A 21,011-nucleotide genomic window follows, 5' to 3' on the forward strand; every position below is an offset into this window, starting at 1 on the left:
CTCGGTTAGTCGGCCACTCCGGTAGCGCCGTTCTTGTTTACCTCCTTTCGCTCGCGCTCGAAGTGGAAGAGCCCCTCGGACCAGGCAGTCAGGTGACCGGTCATCCGGTCCAGCGCCTCGTAGGCCTGAAACACCGCGGAATTCAAAGCGGGGTGACCGTCGCCCTCCCGTTTCGCGATCTCATTCAGCGCCTCGGTCAGCTGAGCACGATCAGGCCGCTCGTCGAAGCGCGACATCGCTTCGTCGAGCATGTACCGCAGCATCCCCCGGGTGATCCGGGAGCCGGCGTTGGAATGACGGTTGGTCTCATCCTCACGCTCCGGAATACGACCGTACATCTCGCGCCAAATCACACTGAGCGGCGTGAATTCCGGTGACCCCTTGATGGCGGTGTATACGCCCTTACGGAGCCGCCATCGACGGCTCCAGCTGGACTTTTGGGGACGATTCGTCCGACCTGCGACTCCCACGAAGCCGCGTACGACGACCCGCCGCCTCGGGGCCGCGCTAAGGAGGCCGGGCAGGACGCTCCAGTGATCGAGGAGGAACGTCACACGCCCGTACGGCTCAACCCGGACGACAGTGTCCTTGATCGCCTCGTCGGGGCCGAACGAGGCTCCCGTCGCGAACATGCGTGGGACAAGCGAGTGGTCCTTCTTACCGTGTCCGCTGATGCTCAGGCCCGGTGAGTACACGGTCACAGGAACTCTCCCCGGATTCTCAACCACGAGTTGAGCGACCTCCAGCGCCTTCCCGTACTTCACGCTGCGCGCCACGCTGTCATCTCTCAAGGCGAAGCGGCCAGAGCGATTGACTGCGAGCATGAACTCGGGTTCCAGAATGGCCGTGTTCAGGTAGACCTTCACGCGGCCTCCGTCGAGGAAGTGCTTGAACACCTGCCAGCCGAGGGCCACGAGCGCGATGAGGAAACTGAGCAGAGAGACGACGAGTGCCCAGGTAGCCACAGGAGCACCGAACAGCTCAGGCGAGGGAGGAGGGGCCGGAATCACGTCTCGATGATCCCATCTGCGGGTCGGACGGGAAGTGGGATCGGCGCAACCGGTCGAGTGAGTGTGCGCGGTCACGGGTGTCCAGGATCCCTGAGGTGGCGCCCCGCGCACGTGCCATCAAGCGCCCCTGCCCTGAGAGCTGGAGCTGGACCTCGAATATCAGCCGTCAAGCAGGCCATGGCGGCGTACCGATGCGCGCGCGTGTCCCCCCGGAATGCTCGTTCGGACTAAGTACGCGGCGTCACATGGACGAACCGGGCATTGCTCATCTGGTAGGACGAGGCTGATCACAACTAGCCCGACGCCGAGTCTGGGCCTCGGCCGAACTTCGCTCCATGATCGCGGGCCTCGCGTTAGCCTGAAGACGCGGAGCCATCAGAGGCGTTCGGTGCGCCGGATTTCCAGCCTTCGCGCGGGCGCTGGAAATATCTCGGAGCGGCGGTCCAGACGCGTCGCCACCTCCTACGAAGTCGCACCCGGGCCGCGATGGACCCGATCGGGTCTCGCAACCGAACTGAAACCTCAGCGCGATCGACAATCGCCGAGTCGGGCGGAGTGAGAATTACCAGGAGCCCGGCAGTTCTTAGCATCAACGCCGCCTCCTCGCGTCGGAGGTCTATGCGATGACCATGGGCGAGTGCATTTCTGAGTGTTGCCACCGGTCCGCGAATAGTTCGAATCCAGTCAAGGTCGAACTCGTGTGCAGCGAGACGTTCCAAATATGTCTCGAGGCTGGGGAACTTGCCCTCCGAGCCACCGGTTTCGATTCTGAAGAGTGGATCTCCGAGAGCAAGGAGCAGTCCCCTCGCGCCAGCCTCGACCAGCGGGAATGCAGCGCGGCCAGCATCGGCAAAGCGACCATCCCAAAAGCTTGCGATCGCATCACCGAAAGCGACAGCTTTCTCCGGATCGCAGTTGAATCGCGTGGCCAAGTGACGCCCGAGTTCGCCCGCGGAGATCTGGCCATACTCGGTCTTGATTGCCTCCAACTCGTTCGCGAGCACGATGCTGCTCACAGCAGCATTCATGTTCTCGATGCGCTCCAGCTGCCAGGACGCAGCGGCCTCAGGGCCGATGCCGGAGCGCAAGGGTAGACCTTGCTCGCTGACGACAGTTCGCGACGCGAGACTGAGCATGCCGAGCTTGCTCAAGTCGTCAGCTTTCCGAGTGTTGGCCTCGAAGGAACCGGTTGGCGCGGGATTGGTGAGCCAGATTTCTATTGCGCCTCGAGCGTCCTGCGACCAGCGGTAGTTTGAAATTTCAGAGTCTAGTGCATGCCTTGGTACCCTCATTTCAGTTGTCACTGATTGGAAGCCGAAATCATCGACCGACAAGGATTGTAGGGCGCTAACCGCCGTATCCCGAAGGTTTATGAGGCCGAATCGTTGGGCGGCGCTGGCCGCCTCCTGCAGCCAAGTCATTCTGAGGAACCCGTCGCAAAGGTCCGCGAGATTCAAATAGCTCTGCACGAGTGACCCGCGGGCAGCCTCGCGCTCCGCAGCGTTCTGCGCCAATCGCTCTCGCACCTCATGGACTGCCTCGAACACAATCGAGGACCGGCCATGTAGGCGATCGACGGTTGATAAGAGTGTTACCACCTGCGCTCTATCCGGCTCGGTGAATTCACCATCCCGCAGCGGAATCGCCAATGGCTCGACTGCTCGGAACAGAAGCCCCGGTTGGACATCGGAGACCGCCACAAGCGTTTCCGCCATCTCGAAGAGACGGTGACGCACGTCCGCTTCCATTCCGAGCGGATACACTCGCGTCAAGCTCCAAGCGCGTCGCAGGCAGGAGGCACGGTAGTACCCATCGAGGGTGGTCATTTCTGCCAGTATCAGGTACTGGTCGACAAGCGCTCGCGCTGCCTGCACACCGGAACGAGTCCCCGTCGATAGTGCCAGATCCGAAAACTGGGCCAGCGGTAGAGGATGCGTGACGATATCGGCGAATTTTGCCCAGCACCTCTTCTCGTCGCCGTCCACTACGTCAAAGGCTGGCGGCCAGTCACCCCCTGATGATGAAAATCGACGTCCGAGGATCACAGTCCCATATCGGGCAGCATCGTCCTCGAAGCTGTACGCGAGAGCCCTCTCAGCCATGACGAGGAGCGGAGTGCGCTCCGCCTCGGCGCCAGGACCGCCATGAGCCTCCGATAGGCGCTGGAGCAGGTCCCAAGGGTGGCTCGCCTGCGTGCTTAGGGCGTCGATTTCCAGCGCGAGCTTCATCAGCGCGGACTCATCGTACGGAGAATGCTCTCCATTTGATGGATCTGATAGGCCCGTGACGGCGGGATCAAGCATTTTTCAACTCCGCAAGCAAGACGATTTTCGATGATGAGCGCGGGAGCATGCCGCCTGCTAATCATGCCCCGTCATCCTGCTGCGGACTGCGGTCCCGACGGATTCCCCAGCCGGCACAGCCCGGCCTCCCCATGCCCGTGGTCGGATTTCGCCAACGACCGACTCCTGTCCACCAGCCCCACGTTGACTTCCGCTCTTGTCCGCACGAGCCGCACAATTGGTACGTTGGCCACGTGGCGGACCGCCGCTGACATCATCTGGCGCGTAACTAAGCCGGACGTCGCTCCTGAGGTCAGATAACCGACGGATCCCGCCTGCACGTCGTCATCCCCGACGTGACGCGGCGGCACTGGGCCGTCAACGTGCGGAAGTTCCCGCGCCGCATCCGCGAGCTGGGACAGCTCGTCGAGCTGGGCTCGCTGCCGCCGGCCGCGGCCGAGTTCCTGCGCATGTGCGTGCTCGCCGGGCTGAACGTCCTGGTGTCCGGCGCGACGCAGAGCGGCAAGACGACGCTGCTGAACGCGCTGCTGTCCGTGGCGCGGCCGGCCGAGCGCATCGTGACCGTCGAGGAGACGTTCGAGCTCGACCTGACCGGGCGCGACGTCGTCGCGATGCAGTGCCGCCAGCCCTCGATCGAGGGCACCGGCGAGATCACGCTGCGCCGGCTCATCAAGGAGGCCCTGCGGATGCGACCCGACAGGCTGGTGGTGGGGGAGGTGCGTGAGGCGGAGAGTCTCGACCTCCTCATCGCGCTCAACTCCGGCTTGCCCGGCATGAGCAGCATCCACGCCAACGGGCCGCGCGAGGCCCTGACCAAGCTGTGCACCCTCCCACTCCTGGCCGGCAGGAACATCGACTCGTCGTTCATCGTGCCCACGGTCGCCGCCTGCGTGGACGTCGTCGTCCACCTGGAGCTGACGCCGTCCGGGCGTCGTCGCGTTGCGAGCATCTGCTCCGTCCTCGGCAGCACGCCGGACGGGATGATCGACGTGACGGAAATCTTCGCCGGCCGGGACGGCGTCCTTCGCCCGACCGGCGCCGCGCCGGGTCGCGAGCGCCGGTTCGCATCCGCCGGGCTCGACCCCGCCGCACTCCTGCGGGACGAGGCGGGTGCGGAGCACGGGGACCGCGAGGTGAGCGGATGAGCGCGCTGCTCGGACTGTGCCTCGGGCTCGGGCTGCTGTCGATGGTCGCGCCGTTCCTGTGGCCCCGGCGGCGCCGGCGGCCGACCGCGGTGCGAACGCAGCCCCTGGCCGGGCTGCGGGATCGGCTGGCCCGCGCGGGCCTGGAGCGGCTACCCCTCCCCGCGTTCCTGGCCCTGTCCCTCCTCTCGGCCGTCGCGGGCTTCGCCCTGGGCGGTGCCCTCTCCGGCGTCACGGCGGTGGCGCTGGCCGCAGGCCTGGTCGGCCTCGCCGCGCCGTTCCTCGCCGCCGGCTGGCGCGACCGCGCGACCCGGCGAGCTCACCGCGGCGCCTGGCCCGACGTCGTCGACCACCTGGTGTCCGCCGTCCGCTCCGGCGCGTCCCTGCCCGATGCCGTGGCGTCGCTGTCCCGGACCGGGCCTCCCGCCCTTCGTTCGGCGTTCGCCGCCTTCGAGCGCGACTACGGCGCCACCGGCAACTTCTCGGTGAGCGTCGACGGGCTGAAGGAGCGACTCGCCGACCCGACGGCCGACCGCATCGTCGAGATCCTCCGCATGTCGCGCGAGGTCGGCGGGAGCGAGCTGACGGGGGTGCTGCGCAACCTCTCGTCGTACCTGCGATCCGAGGCGGCGATCCGCGGCGAGGCCGAGGCGCGGCAATCCTGGGTGGTCAACGCGGCGAAGCTCGCGGTCGCGGCCCCCTGGCTGGTCCTCGTGCTGCTGTCGACCCGGCCGGAGGCCGCGGCGGCCTACAACTCGGCGGGCGGCGGCGTGCTCATCGCGGGCGGCGTCGCCGTCTCGCTCGTCGCCTACCGGGCGATGATGCGCCTCGCGCGGCTGCCCGAGGAGCGGCGGTGGTTCCGGTGAGCCAGATCGTGGCGTGGGCGATGCTGCTCGGCGCCCTTCTTGGGCTGGGAGCCTGGTCCCTCGCCTCGCTGCTGCCGCGGGTGGGCGCGCTCCCGCTCGCGGCGCGGGTGGCGCCGTACCTCCTCGACGTCTCGGAACAGGCGCGGCGGCTCGCGTCGCGGCGGCCCGTCGATCCGCTGCCGGTCGTCGGCGCACTGCTCGCACCGGTGTTCACGCGAGCGCGCCTGGGGCTCGAGTCCCTGCTCGGCGGTGCCGACCGGTTGCGGACCCGGCTCCGGCAGGCGGGCTCGCCGCTGAGCGTCGAGCAGTTCCGGGCCCAGCAGCTGGCGTGGGGTCTGATCGGCGCCACCCTCGGCGTCGCCGCGTCCATCGCGATCGCGCTGGGTCGGGCCGTTCCGCTCGCCGTGCCCGTCGCCCTGCCCGTGGTGGGGGCGCTCCTCGGCCTGACCCTGCGGGACGCGCTGCTGCAGCGCGCGGTGCGGGCCCGGCTCGCGCGGATTGCGGGCGAGTTCCCCACCGTCGTCGAGTTCCTCACGCTGAGCGTGTCCGCCGGGGAGGGCGTGCTCGACGCCCTGCACCGCGTCGCGAGGGTCACGTCGGGGGAGCTGTCGCGGGAGGTCGCGCTTGTCGTCTCGGACGCCCGCACCGGTGTCGGGCTCGCGTCGGCGCTCGAGTCGCTGGACGCCCGGCTCGGCATGCCGTCGATCACCCGGCTCGTCGAGCAGGTCGTCACGGCGCTCGAGAAGGGCACGCCGCTTGCCGAGGTGCTCCGGGCGCAGGCTCAGGACGCGCGGGAGGTCGCCAAGCGGGAGCTGCTCGAGGCGGCGGGCAAGAAGGAGGTCGCGATGCTCGTGCCGCTCGTCTTCCTCATCCTGCCCGTCACCGTCGTGTTCGCGATCTACCCCGGCATCTTCGTGCTACAGACCGGGTTCTAGCGGTCGACCGCCGCGAGGATCGCCGCGGCGAGCTCGCGCGGCTTCGTGAGCTGCGGCCAGTGGCCGGTGGGCAGGTCGACGAGCTCGTAGTCCGTGGCCCGCGCGAGCTCGGCGACGTAGGGGTGACCCTTGGCCATGAGGTCCCGCATCATCTCGGCGGGGAACTCGCAGCAGATGACGGTGGCCGGGATGTCGTAGCGGCGGGGGTCGGAGAGCACCTGCGGGTCGCTCGTCACCCTCGCCGGCTCCGGGATCGCGATGCTCCGGAACCTCTCCCGCAGCTCCTCGGTGAGGTCGACGAGGTCCTCGTCCTCGAAGACGCCCCAGTCGGGCAGCGGCACCTCGCCGTCCACCTGCGGCAGCTCGTCGTTGATCACCCCGCCCTCGCCGAGCGGGCCACTGTCGACGTAGACCAGGCGGGCGACGGAGTCCGGGCGCGCGTCGGCCGCGGCGTAGGCGATGGCACCTCCGCCGCTGTGCCCGACGAGCACCACGGGGTCGGGCAGGTAGTCGATCACGGCGACGACGGCGTCGACGTGGTCCCGCAGGCCGATCTCGGACCGGTCGGCGTCCCGTGACTCCATTCCGGGGAGGGTCAGCGCGTGCACGGTGTGACCCGCGTCACGCAGGGGCGGGGCCACGTCGTCCCAGGACGCGCCGTCGAGCCAGAAACCGGGGATGAGAACGATGTCCATGCCGCGAGGATACGGTCGCCCACCGACACCTGTCAGGTGTTCGGCGTCGTGCTGCCTCCGCCGGGTTCCAGCACCGACAAGAGGGTCAGACCAGCGTCCAGCGCAGCCTGCTCCTGCAGACGGTCGAACGTGGCGAACAGGTCCGCCGCGACCTGGAGAGCCGAGGCGATGTGCAGCGCGTCGAGGCTGCGCAGGGCCGCACCCGGGAGGACCCCGGTCTGTCGGTACGTGGCCCGGTCGAGATCGACCACGGTCAGCCGGGCGAGCACGTCCGTGACGGCGGACTGCTCGAGACCGCCGACTCGCCTGGCGAGACGGCGGAGCTCGGTCTCGGCGAGGGCGGACGTCAGCAGGGTCGCTCCCGTGCTGGCCAGCTCATCGAGCTTCTCCGCGAGGGCGGCGGACTCCGCCTCCTCGATCACGAGCTTCGCGACCGCGGATGTGTCGAGGTGAACGATCACCGCTCCGACCGCAGATCGTCGAGCGCATCTCCGGTCGGCTCGCCGGACCAGGCGCGAGTCATGCCCGAGAAGGAGCCGCCGATAAGCGGCCCGCGGTGACCGATACCGGTCAGCGGATGCGCTGTGGGCGGCGTCAGCACGGCCACGACCCGGCCGTGGTTCGTCACCTCGATCGTTTCCCCCGACTCCACCGAGCGCAGTACCTCGGAACTGCTGTTCCGGAGGTCGCGATGGGCGATGGGTCTGCTCATGGGCCGGACTGTAGCACCGTGTAGCAATGTTCCCCAGCGCCGATGCTGCCTGTGGAGAGTTTCGACGGGGACCGCCCGGTCGGGCGGACGATGAGCATCGGGAAGCGCGAAGGGAAGGAGCGTCCGATGACCACGTTGCGCAGGCGGTTCGTCGAGGAGGAGCGCGGGGACGTGCCCGGCTGGGTGCTCATCACTCTGATGACGGCCGGGCTCGTGATCCTGCTCTGGGGGCTGGCCGGACCGGCGCTCGGCGAGGTCTTCGAGCAGGCCATCTCCCGGGTCACCTCCTTCTGACCCGAGCCGCTTCCGTGGTGCGACATCGGCGTCCGAGCGGGGAGGGCGAGCGCGGCGGCGCACCCGCCGAGTTCGCGCTGGTGGCTGGACTGCTCGCGCTGCTCACGCTGTCGGTGCTGCAGCTGGCGCTCGCCCTGCACGTGCGGAACACCGCCCTCGACGCGGCCGCCGAGGGGGCGCGGATCGCGGCGCTCGCCGACAGCGGCCTCACCGAGGGCGAGCAGCGCACTCGCGACCTCCTCGGCACGGCTCTCAGTCCCGGATACGCCCGGCAGGTGAGCGCGGCGTACCGGGACGTCGCGGGGACCCGCACGGTCGAGGTGACCGTGGTGTTCCCGCTGCCGGTCCTCGGGCTCGTCGGATTCGAGCGGGGGCTGGAGGTGCGCGGCCATGCGGCTGTCGAGGCGCTGGACTGAGAAGGCGGCCGGCGAGGACGGCTCCGCGTCCATCGAGTTCGTCGTCGCCGGGCTGCTGATGCTGGTGCCGCTCGTCTACCTCGTCCTCGCGCTGTCGGCCGTGCAGGCGGCCGCCTTCGCCACCGAGGGGAGCGCCCGCCAGGCCGCCCGTGCCTACGTGCGCTCGGAGACACCGGCGGACGCCGTCGCGGCCGTGGACCGGGCGGTGCGGATCGGCCTGGCGGACTACGGCCTGGAGGCGTCCTCCGCGGAGGTGGTCGTCACCTGCAGCCCGGAGCCGGCGCGCTGCCTGACCCGGCGCGGCACGGTGGCCGTCACGGTGCGGGTCTCCGTTCCGCTTCCCCTCCTGCCCGCGGCCGTGCAGGCGTCGACACCGCTCGCCGTGCCCGTGGAGGGCAGGGCTGTTCAGGCCGTGTCCCGATTCTGGGCGGGGGAGGAGTGATGGGCGCGGGAGGCCAGAGGGACCCGCGGCGCCTGAGGAACGACGAGGAGGGGTCGACGCTGCTGCTCGCGATCTTCTTCGGCGCGCTGTGCCTCGCGGTCGTGCTGCTCGTCGTCGCCGCGACGTCGCTCTACCTCGAGCGGAAGCGCCTCTTCTCCCTCGCGGACGGCGCCGCGCTCGCCGCTGCGGAATCGTTCCCACTCGAATCCGTGTCGCGCGATGATTCCGGCGAGGTGAGGCCTGCGCTCCGCTCCGCGGACGTCGAGGAGGCCGCCCGCGAGTACCTCGCGGATGCGTCGACGGGGTCGTTCCGGGACCTCCGTCTGCTCGGCGCTCGATCCCCGGACGGGCGCAGCGCGGCCGTGTCGCTGGCGTGCGCCTGGGCGCCGCCCGTCGTGTCCCTCTTCGCACCCGAGGGGGTGCGTGTCGAGGTCAGCGCGACCGCCCGATCCGTGCTCGGCGGGTGATCCCTAATTTCCGCAATGAGGAGATGCTGAAATCGTTTTCAGCCGCGGAAACACGGGGAAATTCTTCTGTGGGGAACACTGGAGCAATCCTCAGAAGTCGCGTATCGTCGGAAGGGTAATCGCGGACCGGGGGAGGCGACGCGAGCAGCTTCTGCTCCCCTCTGGGGAGAGCGAGTTGCCCTCTTCTTTCCCCCTCAACGACAACGGCAAACCCGGCGCGAGCCGGGGACGCAAAGCCACGGGGCCCGTATCAGCGCGGGTCAGCCGGGTTACCGAAATGAGAGCAGCCACTATGTCTGATCTGCACGACCGTATCCTGACCGCCGCCTACCCGCTGTTCGTCCACCGTGGCGTCCGCGGGGTGAGCCTGTACGAGGTGCAGGACGCCGCCGGCGTAAGCGCCTCCGAGTTCGACCTTGAGTTCCCGTCGCGCGACGCGCTGGCTGAGGAGTGCCTCCGGCTCCGCGAGCGCGAGTGGACCATCGGCAAGATCGCCGAGGGCGCCCGCGCCCGCGGCGTGACGCCCGAGGGTCGCCTCCTCGCCATCTTCGACGTGTTCGACGAGTGGTTCCACCGCGACGACTACGAGGCGTGCACCTTCGTGAACGTGCTCCTCGAGATGGGGCGCGAGCACCCGCTCGGCCGCGCGAGCGTCGAGTACCTCGTGCACATCCGCCAGCTCCTGACGGCGCTGGCGAGCGAGGCCGAGCTGCGCGACTCCGAGGAGTTCGCCCTCTCCGTGCACCTGCTCATGAAGGGGTCGATCGTCAGTGCGGCGATGGGAGACCTGGGCGCTGCCCTGCGGGGCAAGGAGATGGCCCGGGACCTCATCGCCCGGCACCGCACCGCGCCGCTGCGGGCCCCCTCGCACACCGACGTCGACTGGTTCGACGCGTGCCAGCCGGACAGCGGGTACCTCCCGGCTCCGCGGGAGGAGAAGCCCCCGGCGCAGGAGCGGTCGGTGTTCTTCGCCGAGTCCGTTCAGCCGACGGCCACCGTCGAGGCGGAGCCGGAGGCCGTGGTCACACCCCCGGTCGTCTGGTCCGCCGTGCGCCACGACCTGTGGGTGGGCAACCACGACGGGGAGTTCGCGGGAATGGTCGAGCTCATCCACGGCGCGTACTGGGCCACCAGCCGGCACGGCCGCCCCTCCGGCTCCTACCCGACCCTCCGCGAGGCGGAGGAGGCCCTGGAGTGGGAGCAGATCCACGCGGGGCACGAGGACACGACGATCTTCGGCGTCTGAGCCCGCGCGGTCTGAGCCGACGCGTTCTGAGCCGACGCGCCCGGTGCGCTCCGCGTACCCGGGCGGCGTCGATCAGGTCGTGCGCGGTCGCCGGGGCACGTAGCGCGGCACGTACCGGGCGAGGATCCCGGCGCCGAGCAGGCCGAGGACGCCCATCACCCCGCTCGCGATGGCCAGTGACGCGACCGCGGTGAGCAGCGAGATGAGCAGGGGGGCGGCGGCGCTTCCCGCGTCTCCGGTGAACCGCCAGGCACCGAGGAACGGTGCGGGGTTGCCCTGCGGGGCGAGGTCGGCGCCCAGGGTCATCAGCAGGCCGCTGCCGATGCCATTCGCCAGGGCGAGGAACACCGCGACCGCGATGAACCACTGCACGTTCGCGGGCGCCTCGTGGGTGAGCGACAGCACGAGGTACCCCATGCCGAGCCCGATCATCGAGGGCATCGCGCTCCACATCCGGCCGAAGCGGTCCATGATCTGACCGCTCGAGTAGAAGAGCGCGAAGTCGACGCCGCCCGCGATCCCGATGATCAGGGCGGTGTTCGCCTCGGTGATCCCGATGCTCACGGCCCAGAGCGGGAGCAGCACGCTGCGGCCGGCGCGCATCGCGGCGACGAGCGCGGCGCCGCTGCCGAGCTTCACGAGCACGCCCTTGTAGGTCCAGATCGTGCGGAAGAGGCCGTGCGCCTCGCGCGCGACCAACTCCTCGCCCTCGCGGAGCGCGGACCCCGGGGCACCGGCCGCGGCGGCCTGCTGCGCGCGCGCCGCCTTCATCGGGTCGGGCAGCACGAGCAGCACGCCCGCCGCGAGGAGGCACGCGATGATGTGGATCCAGAACGCCGACTGGATCGAGCCGGTTGCGTGGATGAACGCGGCGCTGAGGAACGGGCCGATGAAGAAGCCGGCGCGGAAGATGCCGCCGAGCGTGGACAGCGCCCGCGCCCGGTAGTGCCGCGGCACGAAGCTCGTCATGAATGCGTGCCGGGCCAGGGCGAACACCGCCGTCGCGATGCCGATGAGGAAGACGCCGACGCCGAGCACCCAGGGCTCGGGGGCGAGCAGGCTCACGACGAGCCCAACGATCGAGAGCAGGGCCGCGCCGATCATGGCCGTGCGCTCGCCGATGCGGCTCACGACCGTGCCGCTCGGAATGTCGCCGAACAGCTCGCCGAGCATGAGCATCGAGGCGATGAACCCGGCGATGCCGAGGGTCGCGCCCAGGCTGTCCGCCGCGACCGGGATCATGGGGATGATCGCGCCCTCGCCGATGGAGAAGAGGAGCGTCGGCAGGAACGCGGGGAGGGCGACCGAGCGCAGGGAGAAGGGCGGCTCGGACGTCGACATGGCCCGTCAAGACTATGCCGACTCTCCGTCGCGAACATCGTCGCCGACGTCGCCGAGGGCCGCCGGGCCGAGGCTGCCGGGCCGCCGTCTCGGCCGCCGCTCCGGTCCGCAACCGCGGGCCCAGGTGCGGCGGGTAGGCTTGACGGTCATGGTCGACCTGGATTTGAGCGGGCAGATAGCCGCACTTCGCACGACGTTCGCCGATATCCGATCGGTGGTCGGCGTGGATCGGCTGGAGGCGGAGATCGCCGACCTCAGCGCGCAGGCGGGTGTCCCCGACCTCTGGGACGACACCGAGCGGGCGCAGAAGGTGACGAGCGAGCTCAGTCACCGCCAGACCGAGCTCGCCCGCATCAACAGCATCGACCGGCGTCTGGACGACCTCGAGGTGCTCGTGGAGATGGCCGTCGACGGCGACGACCAGGAGTCCGCGGACGAGGCGGTCGCCGAGCTGGAGAGCCTGACCAAGCTGCTCGGCGAGCTCGAGGTGCAGACGCTGCTGAACGGCGAGTACGACCAGCGCGCCGCCGTGGTCACGATCCGGGCGGGGGCGGGCGGCGTCGACGCCGCGGACTTCGCCGAGATGCTGCTGCGCATGTACCTCCGTTACGCCGAGCAGCACCGCTACCCGGTCAAGGTGCTCGACACGAGCTACGCGGAGGAGGCGGGCATCAAGTCCGCGACCTTCGAGGTCGACGCGCCGTACGCGTTCGGCACGCTGTCCGTCGAGGCGGGAACGCACCGCCTCGTGCGCATGAGCCCCTTCAACTCCGCGGGCAAGCGTCAGACGAGCTTCGCCGCGGTCGAGGTCGTGCCGCTCATCGAGCAGACCGAGTCGGTCGAGATCCCGGAGAACGACATGCGCGTCGACGTGTTCCGGTCCTCCGGCCCCGGCGGCCAGTCGGTCAACACGACAGACTCGGCCGTGCGCATCACCCACCTCCCGACCGGCATCGTCGTCAGCTGCCAGAACGAGAAGAGCCAGATCCAGAACCGCGCGGCCGCGCTGCGCGTGCTGCAGTCACGGCTCCTCCTGCTTCAGCGCGAGCAGGAGGCCGCGACCAAGAAGGAGCTGGCCGGCACCATCACCGCGAGCTGGGGCGACCAGATGCGCAGCTACGTGCTCGCGCCCTACCAGATGGTCAAGGACCTCCGCACGGACTACGAGGTGAACAACCCGTCGAACGTGTTCGACGGCGACCTCGACGGCTTCATCTCGGCCGGCATCCGCTGGCGCAAGCAGCCCGCCGACGCCTGATCCGGCCGTGTCCGTCCGACGGTCCGGCCCCACCCGGGCGCCCGGTCAAGCGGCCCGGGGAGCGAGTCGCTCGTCGGGATCACAGCAAACGATGCATAGGCTCTAGAGGTCATGATTCGGTTCGATAGCGTCTCCAAGATCTACTCCGGCACCTCGAAGCCGGCCCTGAACGACGTGACCCTCGAGATCCTGCGGGGCGAGTTCGTCTTCCTCGTCGGCGCGTCGGGATCCGGGAAGTCCACGTTCCTGCGGCTCGTCCTCAAGGAGGACAAGCCGACGAAGGGGACCATCCACGTGCTGGGTCAGCAGCTCAGCCAGCTGTCCGGCCGCAAGGTGCCCTATTACCGCCGCAACCTCGGCGTCGTGTTCCAGGACTTCCGCCTGCTGCCGAACAAGACGGTGTTCGACAACGTCGCGTTCACCCTCCAGGTGATCGGCAAGTCCCGCGGCTTCATCCAGGAGGCCGTTCCCGACGTCCTCAAGATGGTGGGGCTCGCGGGCAAGGCGCAGCGCCTGCCGCACGAGCTCTCCGGCGGTGAGCAGCAGCGCGTCGCCATCGCCCGCGCGGTGGTGAACAAGCCGGCCGTCCTGCTCGCCGACGAGCCGACCGGCAACCTCGACCCCGCGACGAGCGCGGGCATCATGCAGGTGCTCGACCGCATCAACCTGTCCGGCACGACCGTCGTCATGGCCACCCACGACTCCACGATCGTGGACGAGATGCAGCGCCGCGTGATCGAGCTCATCGGCGGCGAGATCGTCCGCGACGAGCGCCGGGGCGGCTACCAGACGACCACCATCCCGATCCAGCGCGAGGGGGCGGACGCCCGCACGCCGCAGGCCGAGGAGTTCGTCGGCGTGCCCGGCTCCGCCGCGATGTCCGGCGGACCGCGCACGGGGTCCATCGTGCGCCCGCTGCGTGAGGACGAGCTCCAGACCGTCGCGCGTGCCCAGGCGGTCGCCGCCGAGCCGACCGTGGCCGGGACGCCCGCGGCATCGTCGCAGCCGGAGCCGCAGCCGTCGACGCCCGCGTCCGGCTCCACCGTCGGCACCGCCCCGTTCGCGGGCGATGCCGCCGTGCCCGCCCCGAGCACCGAGTCCCGTCCCGCGGCCGCCGAGACGTCGCCCGCGACGGGCACCATCCGACGGCTGCCCGAGGGCACCGGCGTGATCGACCTCAGCGCTCTCGCCTCCGGCGGTGACGCGGGCCGCTCCGCCGTCCCCGTCACGGCGGGCGTCGACCTCAAGGAACTCGGCCTCGCCGAGAAGCTGGGGCTTCGGAAGGCCGATGACGACCTGAACGACGCCCGCTCCCAGGAAGTGGGTCCCACCTCATGAGATTCGCCCTCGTCTGGTCCGAGGTGACGCACGGCCTCCGCCGCAACGTCAGCATGGTCGTCTCCGTCGTCCTCGTGACCTTCATCTCCCTCACCTTCGTCGGCGCGGCCGTCCTGCTGCAGATGCAGATCGGCCAGATGAAGAACTTCTGGTACGACCGCGCCCAGGTCGCGATCGACATGTGCACGGACACCTCGGCGAGCGACAACTGCGCCAACGGGGCGGCCACCGAGGAACAGGTCGCGGCCGTGAGGGCGGAGCTGGAGGGCGAGACGCTCGCCCCGTTCATCCAGGACTACTACTTCGAGGACCGCGAGCAGGCCTACGAGAACTTCCAGCAGCAGTTCGAGGGCGACCCGGTCGCCAGCTTCGTGGAGCCCGAGTTCCTGAACGAGGCGTTCTGGGTGAACCTCAAGGACCCGTCGCAGTCCGACATCCTCACCGAGAGCCTCGGGACCGTGGCCGGAGTGGAGGGCGTGACCGATCAGCGGCAGTACCTCGACCGGATCTTCTCCGTCCTCAACATCGCGAGCCTCGCCGCGGTCGGCATCGCGAGCCTCATGCTCGTCGCCGCCGCGCTGCTCATCGCCACGACGATCCGGCTGTCGGCGTTCAGTCGCCGGCGGGAGCTCGGCATCATGCGCCTCGTGGGCGCGTCGAACCGCTTCATCCAGACCCCATTCGTGCTCGAGGGCGTGTTCGCCGCGTTGATCGGCTCGCTCCTGGCGGGCGGCGCCACCGTGGCGATCGTGCACTTCTTTGTGCAGGGCGTGCTGCGGGTGGAGTTCGCGGGCACCTCGCTCGTCGACCTGAGCGACGCCTTGCTCGTCGTGCCGATCCTGCTCGGCCTCGGCATCGTCCTCGCGGCGATCGCGGCCAACTTCGCGATCAGCCGGTACCTCAAGATCTAGCCCGGCCCGCTGCGGCGTCCCCGCCGCCGCGCCGTCGCCGGAACCGCACTACACTGATGGGCTGCCCGGCATTTCTCGTGCCCGGCATCCGATCACACAGAACACCAGCGACACCGGGGAGGTGGACCATGCCCAGAGAACGTGGTGAGAAGGTCGTGGCCACCAACCGCAAGGCACGCCACGACTACAGCATCGAGGACACGTACGAGGCGGGCCTCGTCCTGTCCGGAACCGAGGTCAAGTCGCTCCGTGCGGGCCGTGCGTCCCTGGTCGACGGCTACGCGTTCGTCGACGGGGGAGAGGCGTGGCTCGACGCCGTGCACATCCCCGAGTACGGCCAGGGGACGTGGAACAACCACCCGCCGCGCCGCAAGCGCAAGCTGCTGCTGCACAAGACCGAGATCCTGAAGATCCACAACCGGGTCAAGGAGGGCGGGTACACCCTCGTTCCGCTGTCGCTGTACTTCAAGGACGGCCGGGCGAAGGTCGAGATCGCGGTGGCCAAGGGCAAGCGCGAGTACGACAAGCGGCAGACGCTGCGGGAGCGGCAGGACCGGCGCGAGGCCGAGCGTGCCATCGCGAGCAGGCGGCACCTGGGGGAGTGACCTCGCCCGTTCGCTTCGATCGCTGGCGCTCGCGCCCCGATCGGACGTAGGATGGAGGGCTGCAGCGGAAGCGGTGCAGCTCTGTTCCAACTACACTGCAACTCAACAACTACACAGTGCGACAGTGGCCCACTTCACCAAGTGCGCATGGGGATGATCGGTTTCGACATTGCCTGCAAAACTGGGAGAAGCGGGTCGAGGATGCGAAGTTATCTCGTAAACGCTCTTCGCAAAAAAATAAGTGCCAATACTAAGCGCACTGACCTCGCTCTCGCTGCTTAAGCGAAGCACTAAGTAGGTCCGTCAGCCCGGGAATGCTCTCTACCCGGGTACTGGCGTCAGCTAGAGAGCTCGCTTTCGCGTTACGCCTTGGGGCGCGAAGGGACTTGCACCAGGGCTGGGCCCGTCGACCTAGTTGCCAGTAGCAAAGGTCGGGGCCGAGTAGAACGCCTGTACTGGATACACCCGTAGAAGGCTCGGAATTACAGCGATGGACGGGGGTTCAATTCCCCCCATCTCCACAACCGGCCACTGTCGCACTGAGTAGTTGCAGGCACGAATAGAACGACGCAGGGGACGCATCCGACGGATGCGTCCCCTTCGTCGTTCCCTCCTCTGGAGGCCCGGCACCCCGCCCGCTAGGGTCGAGCCGAGGGTCGGCGACGCGGACCGGTCCCGGCAGAGCGGGGAGAAGCAGCCGTGAGGGTTCTCGTAACGGGTGGGACGGGGCGGCTCGGCCGCGTGCTAGTGCCTGAGCTGCGACGGCGAGGCCACGACACGGTCGTCCTGAGCCGCAGTCCGCGCGACGGGGAGCCGGATCGCCTCGTGGGCGACCTGTTCACCGGCGTCGGCGTGCGGGAGGCCCTCGAGGGCGCCGAGGTCGTCGTGCATGCGGCCAGCCACGTCGGCGGCCACGACGACATCGTCGCCGCGGACCACCTGCTGTCCGGCATCCGGGAGGTCGGCGCGAGGCTGGTGCACGTGTCCATCGTCGGAATCGACCATCACCCCTACTCGTACTACCGGGTCAAGCGGGCCGTCGAGTACCGGGTCGAGCGCTCCGACGTGCCCGCGGCCATCCAGCGGGCCACGCAGTTCCACGACTTCGTGGAGGAGATGCTGCGCAAGTGTACGGTGGGGCCGGTCGCCGTCGTGCCGGCGGAGACATCCGCCCAGCCGGTGTCGCTCGACGCCGTGGCCACCCGCCTCGCCGAGCTCGTCGACTCGGGCGCGACGGGGCGCCAGCCGGACCTCGCGGGGCCGGTCGCGCAGACGGCCGAGGACCTCATGCGGCTGTCGCTCGCCGCCCGTCGATCCCACGCGCAGGTGCTCCGGGTCCGCGTCCCGGGGCGGGTCGGCGCCGCGTTCCGCCGCGGCGATCACCTCGCCGGTCCCGGCGCCGTGGTCGCGGGGGAGAGCTTCGCCCAGTTCCTCGCCCGGCAGCGCCCAGGGGGCCAGGAATAGACTCGGGTCTCGATGACCTCCTCACCCGCACCAGCAGAGAATCCGAAGCCGGGTGGGGTCAGCGAACGCGGGAGGTGGCAGGCCTACTGGGTCTGCGTCGGAGTCGCCGCGCTCACCATCCTCGACCTGTCGAAGGTCAACGTCGGGCTCCCCTCGATCGAGGAGTCGCTGGGCGCGGGTCCCACGGAGCTGCAGCTGATCGTCGCCGGCTACGCGCTCGCGTTCGGCCTCGCCCTCGTGCCCGCGGGTCGCCTCGGCGACATCCGGTCGCGCCGGCTCATGTTCGTGATCGGCCTCAGCCTCTTCACGCTGGCCAGCCTCGCCTGCGCGCTAGCGCCGAGCGTCGAGGTGCTCGTCGTCTCCCGCATCCTGCAGGGTGTCGCCGCCGGCATCCAGATGCCGCAGGTGCTCGGCCTCATCCAGCAGCTGTTCGAGCCGAAGGAGCGCGGTCGCGCGTTCGGGCTCTTCGGCGCGACCATCGGCATCTCCACCGCGTTCGGCCCGACGCTCGGCGGTCTGCTCATCGCGGTCGGCGGGCCGACGGACGGTTGGCGGCTCCTGTTCTGGATGAACATCCCGCTCGGTCTTCTCGCGCTGATCTTCGCCATCCGGCTGCTGCCGCACACCCAGCGCCGCGACGCGGCGGCCATGCAGCTCGATCCAGTGGGCATCGTGCTGCTCGGCATGGCCGTGTTCAGCCTCATGCTCCCGTTCCTGCTCACCACCGGCGGGCCGGACGACGACCCGCGCCGCTGGTTCTGGCTCGTCGGGTTCGCGGCGGCCACGGCCGCGTTCATCGCCTGGGAGCGGCACTACTCCGCGCTCGGCAAGTCGCCCGTGCTGCACTTCGCCCTCTTCGCCCGCGGCTCGTACCGCAACGGGATCCTGCTGGCGACGGCGTACTTCGGTGCGATCCCGGCGATCTTCCTGCTCACGACCCTGTACCTGCAGCAGGGGCTCGACATCGAGCCCGTCTTCGCCGGAATGGTCAGCATCCCCTTCGCCCTCGCGTCCGCGGTGAGCGCGTACATCAGCGGGCGGCTCGTCGACCGGCACGGCCGCAAGCTCGTCGTGCTCGGCCTGGTGATCGTGATCGCCGGCTTCGCCTTGGTGCTGCTGCTCGGCATCCTCACGCCGCCGGAGTACACCCTGGTCGCGATGGCGGGCGGCATGTTCGTCGCCGGGGTCGGCGGCGGCATGGTCGTCTCGCCGAATCAGACTCTGACGCTCGCCGAGGTGCCGGTGACGCAGGGCGGCGTCGCGGGCTCCATGGCCCAGGTCGGGCAGCGCGTCGGCACGGCCATGGGCGTCGCCGTCGCGACCTCGACCTTCTATGCGACGCTGTACAGCGAGCGCGGCGGGCGGGAGCTCGCGGTGTACCACGACGGGTTCCGCAACGGCTTCCTCGTGGCGCTCGCGCTCATCTCGGTCGCCCTGCTCGTGGGCCTCTTCGACCTGCGGGCGCGCCGGCGGGCCCGCCGCCGGGCCCCGGCACCCCAGCCCGCCTGACCGCCCCCTCCAACCCCCTCCAACCCCCTCGAACCCCCTGAACTCTCCCGTGAGGTGCCCGAAACGGACCCGAAACCCGCGATTTCGGGTCCGAAGTGGGCACCTCAGCGGATGGTGCGGGGCGGGTCACGAGAGGGCGCGGAGGACCGCGTCGTGGAGCAGGCCGTTCGTCGCGAGCGCGCTGCCGTGCCAGGGACCCTCGTGCCCGTCCACCGAGGTGAACCGGCCACCGGCCTCCTCGACGATCGGCACGAGCGCCGCCATGTCGTAGGGCTTCAGGTCGTACTCGCTCGCGACGTCGAGCAGCCCCTCGGCGAGCAGCATGTACGACCACATGTCGCCGTAGGCGCGCGTGCGCCACACCTTCCGGGCGAGCCCGATGAGGGCGTCGAGGCGGCCCGCCTCGTCCCACTGCTGCATGCTGCCGTAGCTGATGGACGCGTCGGCCAGGTCCCGCACGCCCGAGACCGAGATGCGTCGCTCGTGCCGTCCGGTGGGCGAGCCCAGCGCGTCGTCGACGTACGCGCCGAGCCCCTTCGCAGCCCACCAGCGCTTGCCGAGCGCGGGCGAGCTCACGACGCCGACGACCGGCACGCGATCGACGGCGAGGGCGACGAGGGTGCCCCACACGGGCACGCCGCGCAGGAAGTTCGCGGTGCCGTCGATGGGGTCGATGATCCACTGCCGGCGGGCGTCGCCCTGCGTGCCGTACTCCTCGCCGAGGATCGCGTCGCCGGGCCGGGAGTCGGCGAGGGCGCCCCGGATGGCCCGCTCGACCGCCTGATCCGCGTCCGTGACGTGCGTCGTGTCCGGCTTGGTGCTGACCACGAGGTCGACGGCGCGGAACCGGCTCCGGGTGATCTCGTCCGCCATGTCGGCGAGGTCGCGCGCGAGGCGGAGGTCGGACTGGAGCGAGTAGAGGTGATCGGAGGCCACCTATGCACCCTACCGAGTGGCGGCGGGCCGCCCGTCGGCGGGGCGGGCCGGTCGCGCGGGTTCGACCGGCGTCAGGACCGCAGCGTGCCGAGCAGCCGCTGCAGCGAGTCCAGCCGGGCGCGGCCGACGTCGCCGAGCTCGCCCTCCGCGACGCGCTCCATGATCGCGCAGTCCGGGGCGTCGGGCATGTGCGTGCACCCCCGCGGGCAGTCCTCCGCGATGGCGTCGAGATCCGGGAACGACTTGAGCACGTTCGCGACGTCGACGTGGCCGAGGCCGAAGGACCGCACGCCGGGGGTGTCGATGATCCAGCCGCTCTCCTCGCCCTCGCGCATGCGGAACGACAGCGTCGACGACGAGGTGTGCCTGCCCCGCCCGGTGACGGTGTTGACCCGGCCGATCGCCCGGTGCGCGCCGGGCACGAGCGCGTTGACGAGGGTCGACTTGCCGACACCCGAGTGCCCGACCGTCACGGTCGTGTGCCCGAGCAGCCGCGAGCGGATCTCGTCCACCGGCACGGCGCCCTCCGCGCTGCGGAACACCTCGATGTCCAGGCCCGCGAAGTTGCGGAGGAAGTCCTCGGGGTCCGCGAGGTCGGTCTTGGTGATGCAGAGCAGCGGGGTGATGCCCGCGTCGAAGGCGGCGACGAGGTAGCGGTCGACGAGTCGCGTGCGCGGCTCGGGGTTCGCCGCGGCCACGACGATGAGCATCTGGTCGGCGTTCGCGACGATGACGCGCTCGACGGCGTCCGTGTCGTCCGCGCTGCGCCGCAGCAGCGTCGTCCGGGGCAGGATGCGCACGATGCGGGAGAGGCTGCCCTCGGCGCCGCTCGTGTCGCCGACGAGCTCGACCACGTCGTTCGTCACGACCGAGTTGCGCCCGAGCTCGCGGGCCTTGGTCGCCGTGAGCTCGTGCTCGTCCGGCGTCCCCTCGCCGACGAGCACGCCGTACCTGCCGCGATCCATGGTGGTCACCCGGCCGGGGATGGCCTCAGCGTGCCCGGGCCGCGTCTTGGTCCGCGGCCGGTTCCCCTTGGGGTTCGGCCGCGTGCGCACGGCCGACTCGTCGTACTCCTCGTACTCGTCGTCCTCGTCGAGTCCCGTGAGCCAGCTCATCGCGCG

The 21,011-nt window shown here is 69.8% G+C and carries 21 protein-coding genes, 1 other RNA gene, 1 pseudogene and 1 riboswitch; of the genes and pseudogenes, 15 read left to right on the top strand and 8 right to left on the bottom strand.

Translation table 11 applies throughout. The annotated features are described in order from the left end of the window. Window positions 1-5 precede the first annotated feature (5 nt). Together DAI20_RS10050 and DAI20_RS18495 are read right to left on the bottom strand one after the other, a co-directional pair. A complete protein-coding gene (locus DAI20_RS10050) occupies window positions 6-965 on the bottom strand; it encodes a hypothetical protein (protein ID WP_108250402.1) in 960 nt (319 codons plus the stop codon). Between the two features lie 398 nt (window positions 966-1,363). Continuing rightward, the gene (locus DAI20_RS18495) at window positions 1,364-3,238 is read right to left on the bottom strand and encodes a hypothetical protein (RefSeq protein WP_159084992.1); all 1,875 of its coding nucleotides are present in this window, start codon (window positions 3,236-3,238) and stop codon (window positions 1,364-1,366) included. 371 nt (window positions 3,239-3,609) lie between these two features. On the opposite strand from DAI20_RS18495, the pseudogene DAI20_RS10055 reads away from it, so the two are divergent. From DAI20_RS10055 to DAI20_RS10065, 3 genes and pseudogenes are all read left to right on the top strand, one after another. Continuing rightward, window positions 3,610-4,458 (top strand): annotated as a pseudogene (locus DAI20_RS10055) (TadA family conjugal transfer-associated ATPase); the annotation flags it as partial. Continuing rightward, on the top strand, window positions 4,455-5,321 hold the full coding sequence (locus DAI20_RS10060) for a type II secretion system F family protein (protein WP_108250404.1): 867 nt from the start codon (window positions 4,455-4,457) through the stop codon (window positions 5,319-5,321). The pseudogene DAI20_RS10055 and the gene DAI20_RS10060, both read left to right, overlap by 4 nt. Continuing rightward, window positions 5,309-6,256 carry a type II secretion system F family protein gene (locus tag DAI20_RS10065; protein ID WP_240606005.1) on the top strand — a complete coding sequence of 316 codons (948 nt, stop codon included), beginning with the start codon at window positions 5,309-5,311 and terminating at the stop codon, window positions 6,254-6,256. The genes DAI20_RS10060 and DAI20_RS10065 overlap by 13 nt, the downstream gene beginning before the upstream one ends. Here DAI20_RS10065 and DAI20_RS10070 read toward each other — a convergent pair. Genes DAI20_RS10070 through DAI20_RS10080 form a run of 3 tightly spaced genes read right to left on the bottom strand, consistent with a single transcriptional unit; the run spans window position 6,253 to window position 7,663 of the window. Next, on the bottom strand, window positions 6,253-6,951 hold the full coding sequence (locus DAI20_RS10070; protein ID WP_108250405.1) for an alpha/beta fold hydrolase: 699 nt from the start codon (window positions 6,949-6,951) through the stop codon (window positions 6,253-6,255). The two genes, DAI20_RS10065 and DAI20_RS10070, sit on opposite strands and share 4 nt — an antisense overlap. Before the next feature lie 32 nt (window positions 6,952-6,983). Next, window positions 6,984-7,412 (bottom strand): type II toxin-antitoxin system VapC family toxin, encoded by a 429-nt coding sequence (locus DAI20_RS10075; RefSeq protein ID WP_159084993.1) that lies wholly within the window; start codon window positions 7,410-7,412, stop codon window positions 6,984-6,986. Beyond that, complete coding sequence (locus DAI20_RS10080) at window positions 7,409-7,663, bottom strand: type II toxin-antitoxin system Phd/YefM family antitoxin (RefSeq protein WP_108250407.1); 255 nt, start codon at window positions 7,661-7,663, stop codon at window positions 7,409-7,411. Before DAI20_RS10080 ends, DAI20_RS10075 begins: the two co-directional genes overlap by 4 nt. A 126-nt stretch (window positions 7,664-7,789) precedes the next feature. On the opposite strand from DAI20_RS10080, the gene DAI20_RS18705 reads away from it, so the two are divergent. From DAI20_RS18705 to DAI20_RS18785, 5 genes are all read left to right on the top strand, one after another. Then, window positions 7,790-7,957, top strand: coding sequence for a hypothetical protein (locus DAI20_RS18705; RefSeq protein ID WP_168927685.1), 168 nt, complete (start codon window positions 7,790-7,792; stop codon window positions 7,955-7,957). Window positions 7,958-7,971: 14 nt separating this feature from the next. Continuing rightward, entirely contained in the window at window positions 7,972-8,373 is a 402-nt protein-coding gene (locus tag DAI20_RS10090; RefSeq protein WP_240606006.1) for a TadE/TadG family type IV pilus assembly protein, read from the top strand. Beyond that, window positions 8,348-8,815, top strand: coding sequence for a hypothetical protein (locus tag DAI20_RS10095; protein ID WP_108250409.1), 468 nt, complete (start codon window positions 8,348-8,350; stop codon window positions 8,813-8,815). Before DAI20_RS10090 ends, DAI20_RS10095 begins: the two co-directional genes overlap by 26 nt. Then, entirely contained in the window at window positions 8,815-9,282 is a 468-nt protein-coding gene (locus DAI20_RS10100; RefSeq protein ID WP_108250410.1) for a pilus assembly protein TadG-related protein, read from the top strand. The genes DAI20_RS10095 and DAI20_RS10100 overlap by 1 nt, the downstream gene beginning before the upstream one ends. A 195-nt stretch (window positions 9,283-9,477) precedes the next feature. Then, window positions 9,478-9,559: riboswitch (cyclic di-GMP riboswitch) on the top strand. A 15-nt stretch (window positions 9,560-9,574) separates the two neighbouring features. Continuing rightward, window positions 9,575-10,528: a TetR/AcrR family transcriptional regulator gene (locus DAI20_RS18785; protein WP_240606007.1), complete on the top strand. Its 954-nt coding sequence runs from the start codon at window positions 9,575-9,577 to the stop codon at window positions 10,526-10,528. A 72-nt stretch (window positions 10,529-10,600) separates the two neighbouring features. On the opposite strand, the gene DAI20_RS10110 is transcribed toward DAI20_RS18785, so the two are convergent. Beyond that, a complete protein-coding gene (locus tag DAI20_RS10110; protein ID WP_108250411.1) occupies window positions 10,601-11,869 on the bottom strand; it encodes an MFS transporter in 1,269 nt (422 codons plus the stop codon). A gap of 148 nt (window positions 11,870-12,017) precedes the next feature. Here DAI20_RS10110 and prfB point away from each other — a divergent pair, with 148 nt between their 5' ends. The 7 genes from prfB to DAI20_RS10145 all read left to right on the top strand — a co-directional run bounded on the left by prfB (window position 12,018) and on the right by DAI20_RS10145 (window position 18,954). After that, window positions 12,018-13,127 (top strand): peptide chain release factor 2, encoded by a 1,110-nt coding sequence (prfB, locus tag DAI20_RS10115; protein WP_108250412.1) that lies wholly within the window; start codon window positions 12,018-12,020, stop codon window positions 13,125-13,127. A 111-nt stretch (window positions 13,128-13,238) separates the two neighbouring features. Continuing rightward, complete coding sequence (gene ftsE, locus DAI20_RS10120) at window positions 13,239-14,465, top strand: cell division ATP-binding protein FtsE (RefSeq protein WP_108250413.1); 1,227 nt, start codon at window positions 13,239-13,241, stop codon at window positions 14,463-14,465. Continuing rightward, window positions 14,462-15,376: a permease-like cell division protein FtsX gene (gene ftsX / locus DAI20_RS10125; RefSeq protein ID WP_108250414.1), complete on the top strand. Its 915-nt coding sequence runs from the start codon at window positions 14,462-14,464 to the stop codon at window positions 15,374-15,376. Before ftsE ends, ftsX begins: the two co-directional genes overlap by 4 nt. A 128-nt stretch (window positions 15,377-15,504) precedes the next feature. Beyond that, window positions 15,505-15,981 (top strand): SsrA-binding protein SmpB, encoded by a 477-nt coding sequence (gene smpB, locus DAI20_RS10130; RefSeq protein WP_108250415.1) that lies wholly within the window; start codon window positions 15,505-15,507, stop codon window positions 15,979-15,981. A gap of 149 nt (window positions 15,982-16,130) precedes the next feature. Next, window positions 16,131-16,505: a transfer-messenger RNA gene (gene ssrA, locus DAI20_RS10135) on the top strand. Between the two features lie 175 nt (window positions 16,506-16,680). Continuing rightward, window positions 16,681-17,445 (top strand): SDR family oxidoreductase, encoded by a 765-nt coding sequence (locus tag DAI20_RS10140; protein WP_108250416.1) that lies wholly within the window; start codon window positions 16,681-16,683, stop codon window positions 17,443-17,445. A 12-nt stretch (window positions 17,446-17,457) separates the two neighbouring features. After that, entirely contained in the window at window positions 17,458-18,954 is a 1,497-nt protein-coding gene (locus tag DAI20_RS10145; protein ID WP_108250417.1) for an MFS transporter, read from the top strand. A 126-nt stretch (window positions 18,955-19,080) separates the two neighbouring features. Here the strand turns inward: DAI20_RS10145 and DAI20_RS10150 are convergent, their stop codons facing one another. Together DAI20_RS10150 and rsgA are read right to left on the bottom strand one after the other, a co-directional pair. After that, a complete protein-coding gene (locus DAI20_RS10150; protein ID WP_108250418.1) occupies window positions 19,081-19,890 on the bottom strand; it encodes an inositol monophosphatase family protein in 810 nt (269 codons plus the stop codon). Window positions 19,891-19,961: 71 nt separating this feature from the next. Further along, window positions 19,962-21,005: a ribosome small subunit-dependent GTPase A gene (gene rsgA / locus DAI20_RS10155; protein ID WP_108250419.1), complete on the bottom strand. Its 1,044-nt coding sequence runs from the start codon at window positions 21,003-21,005 to the stop codon at window positions 19,962-19,964. Between the last annotated feature and the right edge of the window lie 6 nt (window positions 21,006-21,011).

It is taken from the genome of Planctomonas deserti, assembly GCF_003067705.1.
GTDB lineage: Bacteria > Actinomycetota > Actinomycetes > Actinomycetales > Microbacteriaceae > Planctomonas > Planctomonas deserti.